Here is a 15,504-nt window from a genome sequence, read left to right as displayed (position 1 = left end):
TTGATCAGAGTGAATTTTTCTTAATCCGCCGTCCGTTCTAGGAACGGACTCAGATCTTATTCAAATCTTTTCTTGACTATGCGCGAACATCCTAGATGACTTTGGCGTCCTTCAACTTGGAGACATCATCCCAGCTATATCCCAACATCTCCGTCAGTATCTCCTCAGTGTGCTGCCCGAATTCCGGTGCTTCCCTTTGAGGACCAACCTTGCTCTCGCTGAAGGACATCGGCATGCCGACAACCTTTACCGGGCCCCACACCGGATGAGTGAAAGGAATGACATAGTTGTTTGCCAACACCTGAGGATCCGTTGGAACGTCGGCAATGGTGTTAACACACTCGACAATGATATCCTTGTCCTGGGCAAAGAGCTTGACCCATTCCGCCCTCGGCTTGGAGGCAAAGGCCTTGTCCATCTCAGCGATGCACTCCGCGCTGTTCTTTCCCCGCTCCATCATATTGGCAAACTTGGGGTCTTTCTCCAGATGGCTCAAACCGAGAACGCGGCACACAGACGGCCAAATCTGATCCGGCTGCAACTGTGCTAGCGCCAGCCATTTGTCATCCTGGCATCGATAATGGTTGTAAAGCGGATTGCCCGCCTTGGCACGGTTGACACGGGGCATCGAACCGCCCAGAAGACATTGCATGGATACATTCAACCCCTGGAGCCAGACCAAACTGCCCAGAAGCGATGTGTCCACCTGCTGTCCTTTCCCTGTTCGCTCCCTTACCAGCAATGCAGTGACGATGGCATAAGCCGTAATCGTGGCGCCCATCTGGTCCCCAATGCCTCCCTGAGTAAGCATGGGCTGCATCCCCGGCTCTCCGACTACCGACATCATTCCCGATCGGGCCAGCCCGGTGTAGTCAAACGCTGGCTTCTCAGCATCGGGACCATTCGGCCCCCAGCCGGACGCCGCGGCATAGATCAGCTTGGGATTATGCTTCTTGAGGGTGGCGTAATCCAACCCCAGACGGGCAGCCACACCCTGGCGGAAATTCTGCACGAAGACATCGGAGTTCTTCACTAACTTATAGACGATTTCCTTGCCCTCGGGTTTGCGGAGATCCACAACCAGGCTTCTCTTGTTTCGATTGTTGTTCTCAAAATAGAAGTTGCGCCCGGCTACTCCGGCGGCCGCGCCTGCCAGCTTCATCATGCCTCGCGCAGGATCGCCCCCGGTTCGCTCTTCGATCTTGATCACCTCGGCGCCAAGATCCCCCAGCATCATGGCAGCCACGGGGCCTTGCTGCCAGACGGTCCAATCCAGAACCCTGTATCCCTCCAGTGGTTTCTCCATTAATTTCCTCCCTTTGATGCCTGCATGCCTTTCCTGAAGGCCTCCAGGTTCAAGGCCACCAGTTTGCTGAGGCCTTTATTTTTCAAGCGCTTCTCGATCTCTTTCTCGATCACATCCGGAGCCACCGCGCCGGTAGCTGCAATATATGCACCTAACATCACCTGATTGGTGGCCCGGGTGTCTCCCAGACCAGCGGAAATCTCCCGAGCCGGGATCCTCAATATTTTGATATCGGTTCTCGTGGGCTCCTCGGTAACATTGGTGTTTTCCAGAAGCAACTGTCCTCCGGGGCGCACCCGTCCTTCGAACTCCTTTAGCCGGGCAGCGTCAAAGATCACCACCACATCGGCCAGCGGAAGCATCGGTGACCCGATCCGCTCATTAGAAAGAACCACGCTGCACTCAACCGCTCCGCCCCGCATTGCGGTCCCATACGACGGGAAATAGGTCACGTACTCATATAAAGGTTCCGCCGCGTGCAGCAGGGTTTCCCCGACCAGCAACACACCGCTCCCACCGAGACCGGCCATCACTACATCTTTTCGCTTGGAACCGTTTTTCGCCATAATTTTACCACTCATCTCCAATACTCCCTTTGCTCTATTAATTGGAGCTACTTGTGTTCTTGAATTCGCCAAGGGGGAATTCCGGTATCACCTTCTCTTCCACATATTTGGCAGACTGCGGGGGTTTCATATGCCAGTTGGTAGGGCACTGGGTGATGATTTCAAGGAAGGAGAACCCCTTATTATCTATCTGACTTTGAAACGCGGTCTTGAGATATTTCTTAGTAAGCTGGAAGTTCTTGGGGCTGTTTACAGCGCCACGCGCACTATAAGCTGCGCTCCTGATCGTTGCGATCATTTCCGCCGCACGGAGGGGATGGCCCTCGATGCTCGGATTGCGGCCCAACGGGCTTGTTGTGGTTACCTGTCCGTCCAGAGTGGTAGGCCCCATTTGACCGCCGGTGGTTCCGTATTGGGTATTGTTGAGCATCAATACCGTAATCTTTTCGCCACGGGCTGCGGCGTTGATCAAGGCACCGGCCCCGATAGCCACTGCATCTCCATCGCCCTGGACGGTATAAACTACTGCATTAGGATGCACCCGCTTTATACCGGTAGCCACTGCCGGAGCACTGCCATGGCTGCACCCCGCCCAGTCATTCTTAATATAGAGTGAAGCGATCGAGGCACATCCCGCACCCAACGCATGCATGGTTCGGTCACCAATGCCCATCTCCTCTATAACTTCGCAAATAATTTTAGTTACCAGAAAGTGTCCGCACCCCGGGCAAATATTCGGACCCAGACCGCCGGGTATGATCAAACGCATCTTTGGGGGAGCGCTCACGATTTCCTTGTTCACGGCATTTACCTCCCGATTCATAGTAGCTTCCTCGCTTTCTCCAGAACGACATCGGGCATGATCATGCCGCTGAAAGTCGGGTTGTGCCGGTCGAGCACTGTCACCTGTGAGACAGGCCTATCAGCACCCACAGCCAGGCGAACATCTTCGATCAATTGCCCCAGACTGTCTTCAACCACCAACAGCTTGGCGCCCCGGTCGGAGTGCTTCTTCACGGCATCATAAGGGAAAGGCCACAGAGTAATCGGCCTGAGCAGTCCCAATTTGAACCCATCGGCACGAGCCCAGTCAACGGCCTCCATGCAGGCCCGTGAAGGATAGCCATAGGCAACCAGGACCACATCAGCATCCTCGGTCTTGTAGTCTTCCCACCGGACCTCTTCCTTTGCAATCTTATCCCAGCTATCCTTTGTTGCCCTAAGCGTATCCACATAGGACCCGATCATGCCAGGACCGGAAGCAATCATGTCGTACCTTTCACCCTTGACGGCGTGTCCGGCCATCGCCCAATCTTTTGCAGGCAGAGGACCGAAATCAAGCTTTCTAACCTCCAGCTTCTCTACCATCTGCCCGATAATGGCATCGGTGAGCACAACCACCGGATTGCGATACTTATCCGCCAGATAGAATCCCATCTGTACCAGGTCGCAATTCTCCTGAACGGAACTGGGGCCGAGCACGATGTTTTTCCATCCCCCATGGCCACCGCGCGTGGCCACTGCGTAGTCCATCTGGGCATGTGAAGTGGTCCCCTGTCCCGGCCCTCCCCTTTGAACGACTACGATTACCACTGGAAGCCTGGCTGCGGCAATTGAGGAAAGAATTTCCTGCATCAGCCCCCAGCCCGGTCCGGCGGTCGAGGTGATGACCCTGGCTCCGGCGGCGCTGGCACCAAACAACATCCCGGTCACCGACCATTCGGATTCGCCCTGTACAAAGGACCATCCCCGTTTGGGATACTCAGCGGCAAACCACTCAGTGATCTCGTTTTGAGGCGTGACGGGATATCCGAAGAAATGGTGGCAATCTGCAGAGACAGCCCCCCAGCACACTGCCTCATTGCCCTTGGCTATAATTTTCCGATTCTCATTCATGTGACCATCCTTTTCGAAGGCTAGCTTTAAGCTGCTTTAGCCGTTTGCGTGTCCGCGTATTTGTAGACTGTGATGGCGCAATCGGGGCACATCCAGCCGCAAATCCCACAGGCATTGCATTTGTCGGGGCTGGTAAACTCGGCAATCAAGACCCCTTGAGGGCCTAGCTTGTCCCGTATTTCATTGCACTTGCGCGGACAAAACTCTACACAATATCCACAACCCCGACACAAAACCTCGTTGATACTGATCTCACCTTTTGCCATCCGGTCGACCTCCTATGAGTAAGTTGATATCGAATCTAAAAGACCTGGACGCCTTGCCAGACATTCGAAGGGCCATCATGGGGCGGTGGGATCACCACGATCGGTAAATCCGCGCTTCATGATATCCCTTGGGGACGACAATTGGGGATTACACAGTATTCCGCCGGCCAAAAGCGAAAAGAACTGATCGGCGATTTGAGAGGAAGTCAACACTCCATCTTTCCTGTACCACCTGAACATCCAGTTGCACATACCCAAGATTCCATAAGACACGATTCTCGGGCTCAGGTCCGCGCGGAATTCCCCACTCTCGATCCCCTTGGTTACAACCGTCTGAAACAGCTTTTCATACTCGGTCTGTAGTCGGAGAACCTCATCTCGCAACTCAGGTTCAAATAGGTCAAAATTCTCCTGCACCGCTATGAAAAGCTCGGGGTGATCGTGAACTATCTGAATCTGTATCTGGATCGCTTGCCGTAGCTTTTCCACCGGGGAGGATTCCTTTTCGACAACCTCTTTAATCAAAGACAAAGCAGACTGTAACGGCATCAAAACGCACTGGCGGAGTATGGCTTCTTTTCCTGTGAAATAATGGTAGATGCTGCCTTTTTTCAGCCCGACCGAAGCGCTAATATCATCCATGCTTGTGGCATGATAGCCCTTCCAGAGAAACAGTTTGATGGATTCATCTATTATGTTGGTCCTTTGATTTTTCGGCTTTTTAATCATGCTGTCCATCTTCAACACCTCTAGGCCAACCGTTTGGTTGGTTATAATATAGCGAAAGCTACTGTCGCTTGTCAAGCCCCCCCGGCCACCTATTTTAGCATTCATTTTACCGAGTTAACAAGAATAATGCCACCGTCTAAGAGCTCTTGACAAACCGAAAGTCATCTGTTAAATTGGTGATCAACCGAACGGTTGGCTGCCTTAACAAGCAGACGAGGGAAGAAAACGAGCGATGTTCAAAAAGGAGGAAATCTGGTTCTGGCGAGCACTTTTCCTTTGTCCAGTGTGTGCATGCCTGGTCACTACATGTGCCACACCAGCTTCGGCGCGGGCAGGCCCTCCGCTTACTGGCATCACTGAACTTCCGTACAAATTCAGCAACTCAGCCCCACCTGAATTATCGGGGTGGGTTAGTTTGTCTTCACAAGTACAGCCTTTGCTTGCGTATTAAGCCTGCGCGATCCCGAAGGACAAGTTCGATAGGACTCCGGTTTCGAGCCCAATATATTCGTTTACGATGTTCTGCCTTGGGCATAAACATTCGGCGATCCAGATTTAATCGATCCTTGACCGGTACAGGAGACCTCGACACAGTTGCAACCAACAGGAGAGCGTTCCAAATCAGGGAGCCAAAGAGCTCATGGTTTGGTGAAGATTTTTGACAGAAGATTCCGGCAGGAGGTTTGTAATGAACATGCCATTGGAGGGCATTCGGGTCGTTGAATGGGGAATGATGCAGCAGACGCCGTTTGCCACTCAGCTTCTAGGAGATTACGGGGCTGAAGTGATCAAGCTTGAGGACAGGATCACGGGTGATGCGGCAAGAGGTCTGATCAGACTCATCGGGGTCAATACCGCAACCGGTACCCGCAACTTCTATTTTGAGTGCAATAATCGCAACAAGAAGAGCATCACCGTTGATATTACCAAAGAGAAAGGAAGGCAGATCGTCTATGACCTAGTAGGGAAGTCCGACGTTTTCATGCAGAATTTCCGCGTGGGCGCTGCCAAGCGAGCCCAACTGGATTACGAGACGCTGTCCAGGTATAATCCTCGTTTGATCTATGTCAACACCACCGGGATCGGCCCCAGAGGTCCGGAGGCGAATGCGCCGATCCTTGACCCGATAGGGCAGGCCAGATCGGGGTTTATGGCCTCGGCGGGAGAGCCGCACATGCCACCTGTCCAAGCGCACTTCGGCCTGGCGGATCAGGTGGGAGCTGTCATGAGCTTCACAAGCGTGCTGATGGCGCTGCTGGCCAGAGAAAGGCTCGGGGTAGGGCAGGAGGTCAATACCTCGCTCCTGTCGGGGATGATGACCATGTTGAACCTGACGGTGAGTTCACGCCTGTTTGTGGAAAAACCGATTCCTCGAATGTCCCGGAGTGCGGCAGGTAACCCCCTCTTCAACTTCTACCGGTGTGCCGACAACAAGTGGATCCAGTTGGCCATGCTTCAATCGGACAGGCACTGGATTGCCTTCTGCGAAGCCATGGGAATGGGACACCTCTCCAGCGATCCCCTGTTCAAGGATCATAATATCAGAGGCCAGAATTCTGAGGCGCTTATCACAATTCTCGATGAAACCTTCGCCACCAAAACCAGGGAGGAATGGTTCGGGATACTGGGTCAAAACAGGGATTTCATCTTCGGCCCCGTCAATGACGTCAACGATCTTGTGAACGATCCTCAAGTGCTGGCCAACAACTACATCATCGACTATGATCACCCCGTTTTCGGGAAAACCAAGATGAACGGGTTCCCCTTTGAGCTGACCCGGACACCCGCCTCGGTGCGGAGGGAGCCTCCCGAGTTCGGCCAGCACACCGAGGAAGTGCTCACTGAACTGCTGGGATATAGCTGGGACAAAGTGGTCGATCTCAAAAACGAAGAGGTGATCTAGGAGGCAGCCCTCCTTATCCGACTGCCCTGAGACTACTGGACACATGGCCAAGCTGAGATTTATCGATCTGAAAAAAGCTGAGGCCACAAGGTCGTTGTTGATGCCAAAAGATGCTTTCGGTCTGGTAGTCCATCCCGACTTTACAGCTGGTACTATGATCGGGGGCACGCACAGTCTACAACCAACATGAATATACACGGAAGGAGTCTGAAATCACAGAGCTAATCGACTATAGTGGTGAATTCAATCCGGATCTGAGATTGGAGGATTTCTCAAAAGATTTCCTGATCAGCAAACTGCTGCGTGCATGGTCAATGGCATATGTCACCATGGATCAAACATGGGAGCAGATGGTCAGAGAGAAAGTGGGCGATGAAGTCGCTGATGAGTGCCGCAGAACCATTTGGCCGAGGCTGGCAAAAGCAACCACTTCAAAGCTTCCAAAGGCCTTCAACATCTCGGTAAAGGACATTGTTGATGTGATGAAGGTCTGGCAGTTGGGACCTGATGGCATCATCACAGGAATATATGACAGTGAGTTTGAGGTCAAAGGCAGAAACCATGTGATACATACAATCACACGTTGTCGCACATTAGAGTATTTTGAGAAAAACGCACCTCAGAGGATAGAGCCATTGTGTCGAGTAGTAGAGCAGTTGGCCATGGAAGCCTACCTGAAGGTCTTCTTGCCTGACGCAAAAGTCAGAGCTTTAAATGTGCCCACGGAACCTCGAAAAAATCCTGAGGATATCGCTTGTCAATGGGAGTTTGTATTGGACGCCTGACTCGCTATACGTCAATCAGAGGTTCCTAAGAATCGATCAATTTAGAGGCTTAAATCAAAACTAAACAGGGCCCCTGGTGGGGGGGTAAGAATAGTGGTTAAGATTGCGTGGTTGGAGGAGAATCGGTTTTGAAAACCAGTGGGTTGATTTTCAAATGATGTTCGCATAGGTTAGCCCCTTAATGTTGAGGGTTTGGGCACCTTAAAAACAGCATAATCAGCTTGCATGGGCAGTATCATCCCTTGAATCTGCGATAGCGCATCGTTTGCACGCTCAACTAAGCTCATATAGGACACGGCAACGGTTGAGGTTTGCTGAGCCCTTTAGTGATCGCTGCCCCGATCTTCTTGGCCACTTGTCCGCGTAAGGCCAAGTAGATCAAGTAGATATGGATATTGATCCGATAAACCCCTGACCCTGGGACCATCCAGACGATGAGGTGAACCCTGTAACCAGAGGAGTCATATTCCTTGGTCTTCAGTCTGATTCTTGAATCATCATCCCCCCGACGTACCAGCGGGGGGAGAGTCTCCTTTCCCTTTTGTGGATGCTGGAGCCTTACCCCCGCCCCCCGAAGAAGTTAAGGCTCCAGCATCCCGAATAGCAGCCTTGCCATAGTGTGAGCTTATTCGGAGTAGCTCTGGGGACAATCACAATTCCCCCTTGAAGAAGCAGGTCTTTTTGCCGAACCGGTTGGAATACGCCCATAAGTGAGAGGTATCCGTGGCAGTATACCGACCCCAGATGACCTTCAAGGTGATGGCCTGGGCAATCAAACAATGAAGGGCTTGATAGAAAATATCTTCCCCCAGATGATCGCGGAAATTGGTGAAAGTAAGCTGATTGGCTGTTCTCGTGGAGGATTCTCCCCTCAATCTGAAACTGAGTTGATTCTATCAGATATGTGGGGGGGTGAAGGCATTACAAGATGGGTCAAACTCGAGACCGAAAATAAACAGGCCAATGGGTAACAGGAGGTGCGCCAGGATGACAGATATAGGCAGGCCCTAAAACTAATAATCACACATAGCAGGCATGGAGTAGGTTCACAAGAAAATATAAAGGGAGGATAACGATGCGATCGAGAAGTACTTTATTGTACAAACTGGCAGCTTTAGTCATGGTTCTGGTGCTGATCGTGCCGATACTGGCAGCCTGTGGCGATGATGACGAAGAGGAAACCGCAACGCCTGTGGCGACGACACCGGCAAAGACAACGCCCGCAGCGACGACCCCAGCGGCGACAACGCCCGCGCCAACTGTCTCCAAAGAGCCGATAAAGATCGGTGTCATGCTTCCTTATTCCGGCCAGGGAGCCGTTGCTTCCACAATCGCCGAAATGGGCATGAAAGTGGTGAAGAAGGAATTAGCAGAGAAGGGAGGCATCAATGTCGGGGGAGTGATCAGGCCTATCGAGTGGGTCACGTGCGATACCAAGACCCAAGTGGCCGAGTGCAAGGTTTGTTTTAACAAGCTGGCCCTGCAGGAAAAAGTCTCCGCAATTATCTACGGCGGGGCGACCGGAGCCGAGTTCATTGCTGATGTTGATTTTGCGCAAGAGGCTAAAGTACCTTTTTTCAGCATGGGGGCCAGCCCGAAGGACCTAAGCACCTATCCATATACCATACGCGCGATCTATCCCGCTGCAATTGATGCCTCAAAGATGACGGCGGAATTTGTGGTCAGCAATTTTAAACCTAAAACCGTGGCCCTTCTTGGATTGGATGACCAGAATGTACGAGAACGCCAATCTGCGGTGAAGGCAATACTCACTGCAGCCGGGATTAAGGTGGTCTATGAACAATATGCGGCTGCGGGCTCGCTCGACTACTCGCCCTTCTTAACCCGCATAAGAATGGAAAATCCCGATGTCCTTGTTGCGGATTTGAGTGGGGGCGACTCTTACACTGCTATCTTCAAGCAGATGCCTGAACTCGGAGGCTGGGGCAACATTAAGGTTATCTGCCCAACCGCATCGTCAAGTTCTGCAAATTCTTTGAAGCAGACAGGGGCGGAAGGCTCGTACCATTGGCTTATGTGGATGGCCGGGTCGGGTACCCCCGAGTCTGTAAAATTTGAACAAGTATTCGCAGCGGAAAACGGGCGGGCTCCTGCGGCTAGCGATTTTATGATGTATGGCCCACCTGAGGTCGCCTTGCGAACCATAGAACTGGCCGGGTCGGATAAGCCCGAGGATATACAGAAGGCAATGCGCTCGGGAAAAGTTGTCTGGAACTCACCGGCCGGGCTACTCACGATCTATGCTGATGGCAGTCCAAGTTTAGCAGGACAGATTGTGCAGTTTACCGGAGGGAAGCTTGTACCGGTGAAGTAGATGAAAGTGATTTCACGTTCGATACTGTTAATCGCAACAAGAAAGGCATCACCGTTGATCTGAGAAAGGAGGATCATGACAAGCAGAAGAAAGGCGGTAACAAATGTAACCCTGGAGGACCAACTGAGCTACAAAGACAAATTGCCCAAGGGACAGTCATATTTCGAAAATAATGCCTTATTTCTGATGGGCGAAACCAGCGATCACCTCATCTCGGTAGTATCGTGTATTTTCCGGGCCGGAGGCGGGCTTACGGGTCCATGGCAAGTGGATGATGTTTACAAATTGCAGACCACTTTTGTGGTCGAACCCAAAGGCCAGACGGACAAAATGCACGATAATGAGTTTATTGGGAATCGCACCTGGGCCACCGATCACTGGAGAGGAGGCGGAGTGCGCCAGACAAAGGACGAAGTAGTCTGGTACCTGCAAAACCGTGAGATTGTCTGCCGCCCTCCCTATTGGGAGATGAAGGGAGAACATCTGGGAGTGGAATGCGACCTCGTCTTTGGCGGGTTGGGCGATGCCTCTTACCACAAAGGGAAATACGCTGATCTTGCCAAGAACGGCCTTGCCGGTTACGAGCAGCCGATGTGGGTTGAAGGTTCCATCAAGGCCCAGGGCAAGACATACACCCTTACAAAAGGTTTCGGAGTTCAGGAAAAATTCACCCAACCGGCTTGGGACCTGGCACAGGTGCTTACCGGTACGCCCTATTACTGGTGCTGGTGGGCCAGTGATAATATCCGAATCTTCATCTATTACTTCCCATCCATGGGAAGAACCTACAGCCATGTGGTTGTAGACGAGAAGGAGGTTGTTTTTCACGATGAGAAAGGCAGCAGTAATATTATTCTTGATGAACTGGAATATTGGATAGACCCCAAGACAAGAATGCAAGTGCCCGTTAAATGGCATTTCAACCTTGCCTCCAAGAATGGCGTAATCGACTTGCACGTTGCCGCATCATCGAGAACCTACTACGGCTATTTAACAAAGTCAGGCCCTACGATACATTACGGATTGCATGCCCATAGCAAAGGGCAATTGTTCTTGTCTGACGGACGCGTCATTCCCCTGAACAACATGATGACTTATATGGAAAATGGATGGTGCGCCATCCCTCTGCCTTCGGGTGCCGCCTGAGTGTGGCCGGGAGATATGCGAAGTTCAGCGACTGTTGGGGGCTGAACAATCGGTTCTCCCCAGATGAGAGAGATTGCTGTCTTACACCGCAGCGTAAGATATATCAATTACGCTGAGAGGATCAAGGAGGATTACTTGTCAAAGACAACCAAAAGGCTGGATACCGATGTTGTGGTGATAGGCACAGGACCCGGAGGAGCTACAGTAGCCAGAGACCTGTCCAAGAAAAAGCGAAAAGTCATCCTCCTGGAACAAGGCGGATATCACAAAAGGTTTTTGGGTACCCTGCTTGCCGCCGCGGAGATTTTCGAAAAACATGGCCGGACGCCCACCATGGAAGGGGACATCATGTTCTCTGCCAGCGGCGTCGGTGGAACCTCGCTGGTCTTTTGCGGAATTGCGTGGGAGCCGTCCCATGACGAGTGGAAGATTCATGGAATAGATATCAGACAGGAAACAGTGGAAGCCCGGCGGGAATGCCGGGTAAACAAGGTTCCTGATCAGCTGATTGCCCCTGCGGCCAAACGTCTTATGGCTTCTGCTCAGGAACTGGGGTACCCCTGGGGGGTAACGGATAAATTCTTTGATCCCGGGAAATGCAAAGTCGGCTGTATGAAATGTGCCTTGGGATGCCCTAGAGGTGCCAAGTGGACCGCTGAAGAACCTGTTGCTGAAGCCATTGCCAACGGGGCTACGCTGCTGACCCATGTGAAAGCCCGGAATGTGATCGTGGAAAGCGGCACCGCCGGTGGTGTGATGGCCAGAGGCAGCAATGGCGATGATTATGAGATCCATGCGAATGTGGTCGTCTGTTCCGCCGGGGGAATGAATTCCGCGCGCATTCTGAGACGGTCGGGCATCCACGATGCCGGCAGGCAATTCGCCGCAGACCCTTCGGTTATCGTTGTGGGATATCTGAAGGAAGGCAAGGGAATGCATGGCGATCATTTGATGGGCGTGGGCGGGAAAGACTACGAAAACTGCATAACCTATGCCGGAGCAATGTCGACGGATTATTCCCAGTTGCTGGCCAATGTTGCCAATTCACCCCATAAGGCTCGCGATCTCAAGAATATGCTCCGCCGCGGAAAAGCGATGGGAATTATGGTCAAAATAGGCGATGAGACCACAGGGCGTGTGTTTCTAGAAGAGGGCAAGGTGAGTAAGGTGTTCAGCGATCGGGATAATTTCCGATTGGAATACGGCAAGGTAGTTGCCGAGAAGATACTGATCAAGGCAGGGTGTGATCCCTATAGCATCGGATGGGGCAAGCCCATTCTGGCCCATCCTTCTGCAACGGTCCCAATAGGCAAATTGCTCGATTCCAATTTGCAGACTTCGGTCAAGAACCTTTACTGCTGTGACGCCGGTGTGTTCCCCGAGACCCCCGGCGTACCGCCCGTGCTGACCATTATTGCCCTGGGCAAGCGCCTGGCCAAGCATCTGGACAGCACTTTGTCTAACAAATAGCGGCCTTGAGGCGCCGGCCGTAGCGGAGAACTCGATTTGTGCCGGACTTGCCGCACCAGGGCTGCCATTCTGGCAGCAGGGTTGATATATTCCGCAGCAAGGGCTGGTAGTTTTTGCAAAATATAACTTGAAGGAGCTCCGAAATAATGAGATACCAGACACAAGAGTGGGTAGATGCCATCGTGGAAAAGGCCAACACAGATCCGGAGTATCAGAAGAAAGCCAAGACCCTGACCGTCAAACAGAGATCCGTCATCACCGACGCCCCCGGCGGCGTGGATATCCTGCTTATTTGGGAATTTCAAGAAGGAAAGGTGGCAAAAGCGACACGCCAGGAGAAACCCGCCCCCAGCGAGTGGCGGAATTTGGGTAGAGATGATCAATACATCTCCACCACCATTGGCGCCTATCAGAACCTGGCCAAGATCGCCAGGGGAGAACTGACTTCTCAGGCAGCCATGGCAAAAGGACTGTATACGCTTCATGGAGATATGCTGAAAGTAATGGCCAAGATGGGCGGCTTCAACGCTTTCGGCGCGCTAGTCGCCTCCATAAAGTGCGATTACTAGGCTCAGACTGGAATATCCGGGGCCTTGTTCTCTGAAAAATAATTCAGCAACAGCTTCTTCTAGAGCTAAACACAGATAGATGGGAGTGGAAGAATGGGAAATGCCTATGCCGGACAGGTCCTCAGGGTAAACCTGACAAAGGGTGACTGGAAGGTTGAAGAACTGGATATGGACCTGGTTAAAAAGTTCATCGGGGGACGTGGTCTTGGAGGAAAAATCCTTTTTGATGAGGTCGATCCGAACGTCGACCCGCTGGGTCCCGACAACAAGCTGATATTTGCCACCGGCCCTCTAACCGGAACCGGCGCCCCTACGGGTGCCCGGTACATGGTAGTGGCCAAATCCCCTTTGACAGGCACGATCGGCTATGCCAATTCCGGGGGCTATTTCGGCCCTGAGCTGAAGTATGCCGGATATGATGTGATCATCTTCGAAGGCAAGTCGGAGAAGCCGGTTTACCTTTCCATCGATGACGATGAAATCGAACTCAAACCAGCCTCCCATCTGTGGGGCAAAAACAGTGCAGAGACCGATGAGCTGATCAAGGCGGAGCTCGGTGATCAGTGGAGAACCGTGGACACCCGTGTTGCCTGTATCGGTCCTGCCGGGGAGAGGCTGTCGAGAATCGCTGCCATCATGACAGAGAACAGCGCGGCGGCGCGGACCGGGCTGGGAGCGGTGATGGGCTCGAAGAACCTTAAAGCCATAGCCGTCAGGGGAACCAAAAATGTTCGCCTGGCCGATGGGGAGGCGTTCAGGAGCAAGATCCCGGAGTTGATCGGGCTGTTCAAGCGTCATCCGTCTTACGGCGTCACGGGAACAATGCATACCTACGGCACTGCATCCGCCCTCAGGCTGGGAAACGTGGCAGGTTCGTTTCCTACCCGGAACTTCACCGCTGGGACATTCGAGGCGGAAAATGAAGAAAATCCGGGACTCGATCCTGTGGTTCTCAGGGAAAAGATGTTGATCAGGGCCAAGGGGTGTTTTGCTTGTCCCATCGGGTGCAAGCGGGTCACCAGAACCACTCTGCCCGGATTCGAAGGCCACGGCGAAGGGCCTGAGTTTGAAACGGCAGCCCTGCTTGGCGCTTGTTGCGGAGTGAACAATCTCTCCGCTGTCCTGAAGGCCAACTTCATCTGTAACGAGATGGGGCTGGACACCATATCGACAGGCGTTACCATCGCTTGCGCCATGGAACTCTATGAACGGGGATACCTGACTGAAGCGGAAGCCGGATGCAAATTGAATTTCGGCAACGCCGAGGCGCTGGTGGAAATCACGCGCAAGATCGGGCTGCGCGAGGGTCTGGGAGACATACTTGCCGAAGGCGCTTATCGGACAGCAGAAAAGTTCGGCCATCCGGAGGTGTTCATCGGAGCCAAAAGAATGGAGATGCCGGCGCATCATGCCAGGGCGCTTCAAGGCATGGGCTTGGGGTATGCCACTTCCAACAGAGGCGCCTGTCATAACAGCGCCAGGATGTCCTTCGTGGAGTTTCCCGCCGTCGGCACCGGAACTGTAACTGAGGGCAAGGCACAGTCGGTCAAAGAAAATCAGGACCTCATGGCCGTCGTTGATGCATCCGGCTTGTGCGCTTTCGCCACGGGCATAGTGATGCCAGAAGAACTACTCCTCCTGTTAAACGCCGCGACCGGCCTTGATTTTGAGATGAATGGTCTGATGGCGGTGGGTGAGCGTATCTGGAACCAGGAGAGGCTCTTCAACCTGAAAGCCGGTTTCACTAAAGCAGACGACACGATATCCAAGAGAATGCTTGAAGAACCCATGCCGGACGGGCTGGCTGAAGGCAGCGTAGTCAAGCTCGACGAGATGTTGCCTGAGTATTACAAGCTTCGATGCTGGGATGCAGAGGGAGTTCCCACCAAGGATAAACTGGCTGCATTAGGGCTGTAATAGACTGAAGGCAGGAGCCGGATTCGGGCATCCCTCTCAAATGAGATACATGCGGTGAACCATCGAGTCCACAGTACGCCGAGTGGTGCACCACCGGTGCCCTGAAGCTGGCGGAAAACGGAGAAGTCGGAGGCAAGTATCCAAGAAAGGAGGGGAATTGTGGCAAATTTGAAAACGAACATGTTGCACAAAGTCATAACCCTCGTGTTGATGATGGCCCTCTTAGCACCTGTGCTGACGGCCTGTGGTGGCGATGACACCGATAAGACAACCCCTGCAGAAACCGCTGCCTCATCTGCAACTCCAACCTCGGTTCCCAGCATCACCGTCTCCGATAAGCCGGTCAAGATTGGCGTGATAGTAGACTACAGTGGCCCTTCGGCTTTGGTCGGCTTCTTTGTAGACGGGATCGTCGATTTTGCCAAGTGGTATTGGAATGAGAAGCAAGGTGGCATCCTGGTAGGAAACGAGCGTCGGCCGGTGGAATTCGTTAAAGTGGGTATGCACTTTACTCAACCGGCCACAAAATGTAGTATGTAGGCATGGAAGAGTCTGTTCATCCTGTTTCTGGCATTGATTATCCCGGGACATTCCAGGAATTTGACCGATGGTTTAC

At 52.7% G+C, this 15,504-nt stretch carries 15 protein-coding genes; 9 read left to right on the top strand and 6 right to left on the bottom strand.

Features of this window, described 5'->3' with window-relative positions; translation table 11 throughout:
• Positions 1-91: 91 nt before the first annotated feature.
• From PHV74_06090 to PHV74_06065, 6 genes are all read right to left on the bottom strand, one after another.
• A complete protein-coding gene (locus tag PHV74_06090) occupies positions 92-1,306 on the bottom strand; it encodes a CoA transferase (GenBank protein ID MDD5093933.1) in 1,215 nt (404 codons plus the stop codon).
• On the bottom strand, positions 1,306-1,887 hold the full coding sequence (locus PHV74_06085) for a 2-oxoacid:acceptor oxidoreductase family protein (GenBank protein MDD5093932.1): 582 nt from the start codon (positions 1,885-1,887) through the stop codon (positions 1,306-1,308). Before PHV74_06085 ends, PHV74_06090 begins: the two co-directional genes overlap by 1 nt.
• A gap of 22 nt (positions 1,888-1,909) precedes the next feature.
• Complete coding sequence (locus PHV74_06080; protein ID MDD5093931.1) at positions 1,910-2,695, bottom strand: thiamine pyrophosphate-dependent enzyme; 786 nt, start codon at positions 2,693-2,695, stop codon at positions 1,910-1,912.
• Positions 2,692-3,768: a transketolase C-terminal domain-containing protein gene (locus PHV74_06075; GenBank protein MDD5093930.1), complete on the bottom strand. Its 1,077-nt coding sequence runs from the start codon at positions 3,766-3,768 to the stop codon at positions 2,692-2,694. The genes PHV74_06080 and PHV74_06075 overlap by 4 nt, the downstream gene beginning before the upstream one ends.
• Before the next feature lie 26 nt (positions 3,769-3,794).
• On the bottom strand, positions 3,795-4,034 hold the full coding sequence (locus tag PHV74_06070; GenBank protein MDD5093929.1) for a ferredoxin family protein: 240 nt from the start codon (positions 4,032-4,034) through the stop codon (positions 3,795-3,797).
• A 75-nt stretch (positions 4,035-4,109) separates the two neighbouring features.
• Positions 4,110-4,772 carry a TetR/AcrR family transcriptional regulator gene (locus tag PHV74_06065; GenBank protein MDD5093928.1) on the bottom strand — a complete coding sequence of 221 codons (663 nt, stop codon included), beginning with the start codon at positions 4,770-4,772 and terminating at the stop codon, positions 4,110-4,112.
• Positions 4,773-5,451: 679 nt separating this feature from the next.
• Between PHV74_06065 and PHV74_06060 the strand changes: the two genes are divergently transcribed.
• The 9 genes from PHV74_06060 to PHV74_06020 all read left to right on the top strand — a co-directional run bounded on the left by PHV74_06060 (position 5,452) and on the right by PHV74_06020 (position 15,428).
• On the top strand, positions 5,452-6,666 hold the full coding sequence (locus PHV74_06060; protein ID MDD5093927.1) for a CoA transferase: 1,215 nt from the start codon (positions 5,452-5,454) through the stop codon (positions 6,664-6,666).
• Between the two features lie 314 nt (positions 6,667-6,980).
• A complete protein-coding gene (locus PHV74_06055) occupies positions 6,981-7,451 on the top strand; it encodes a hypothetical protein (protein MDD5093926.1) in 471 nt (156 codons plus the stop codon).
• A 710-nt stretch (positions 7,452-8,161) separates the two neighbouring features.
• On the top strand, positions 8,162-8,422 hold the full coding sequence (locus PHV74_06050; protein MDD5093925.1) for a hypothetical protein: 261 nt from the start codon (positions 8,162-8,164) through the stop codon (positions 8,420-8,422).
• A gap of 104 nt (positions 8,423-8,526) precedes the next feature.
• Complete coding sequence (locus PHV74_06045; protein MDD5093924.1) at positions 8,527-9,786, top strand: ABC transporter substrate-binding protein; 1,260 nt, start codon at positions 8,527-8,529, stop codon at positions 9,784-9,786.
• Positions 9,787-9,861: 75 nt separating this feature from the next.
• Entirely contained in the window at positions 9,862-10,932 is a 1,071-nt protein-coding gene (locus PHV74_06040; GenBank protein ID MDD5093923.1) for a hypothetical protein, read from the top strand.
• Positions 10,933-11,067: 135 nt separating this feature from the next.
• Positions 11,068-12,402 carry an FAD-dependent oxidoreductase gene (locus tag PHV74_06035; GenBank protein MDD5093922.1) on the top strand — a complete coding sequence of 445 codons (1,335 nt, stop codon included), beginning with the start codon at positions 11,068-11,070 and terminating at the stop codon, positions 12,400-12,402.
• A 146-nt stretch (positions 12,403-12,548) separates the two neighbouring features.
• A complete protein-coding gene (locus PHV74_06030) occupies positions 12,549-12,971 on the top strand; it encodes a hypothetical protein (protein MDD5093921.1) in 423 nt (140 codons plus the stop codon).
• Between the two features lie 93 nt (positions 12,972-13,064).
• Complete coding sequence (locus tag PHV74_06025; protein MDD5093920.1) at positions 13,065-14,888, top strand: aldehyde ferredoxin oxidoreductase family protein; 1,824 nt, start codon at positions 13,065-13,067, stop codon at positions 14,886-14,888.
• Between the two features lie 159 nt (positions 14,889-15,047).
• Positions 15,048-15,428, top strand: coding sequence for a hypothetical protein (locus PHV74_06020; GenBank protein ID MDD5093919.1), 381 nt, complete (start codon positions 15,048-15,050; stop codon positions 15,426-15,428).
• Positions 15,429-15,504 lie beyond the last annotated feature (76 nt).

This window comes from Dehalococcoidia bacterium (genome assembly GCA_028711995.1).
In the GTDB taxonomy this organism is placed as follows: Bacteria; Chloroflexota; Dehalococcoidia; order SZUA-161; family SpSt-899; genus JAQTRE01.
The sequence above is the reverse complement of the archived record's forward strand: the minus strand, read 5'-3'. Positions and strand labels throughout refer to the sequence as shown.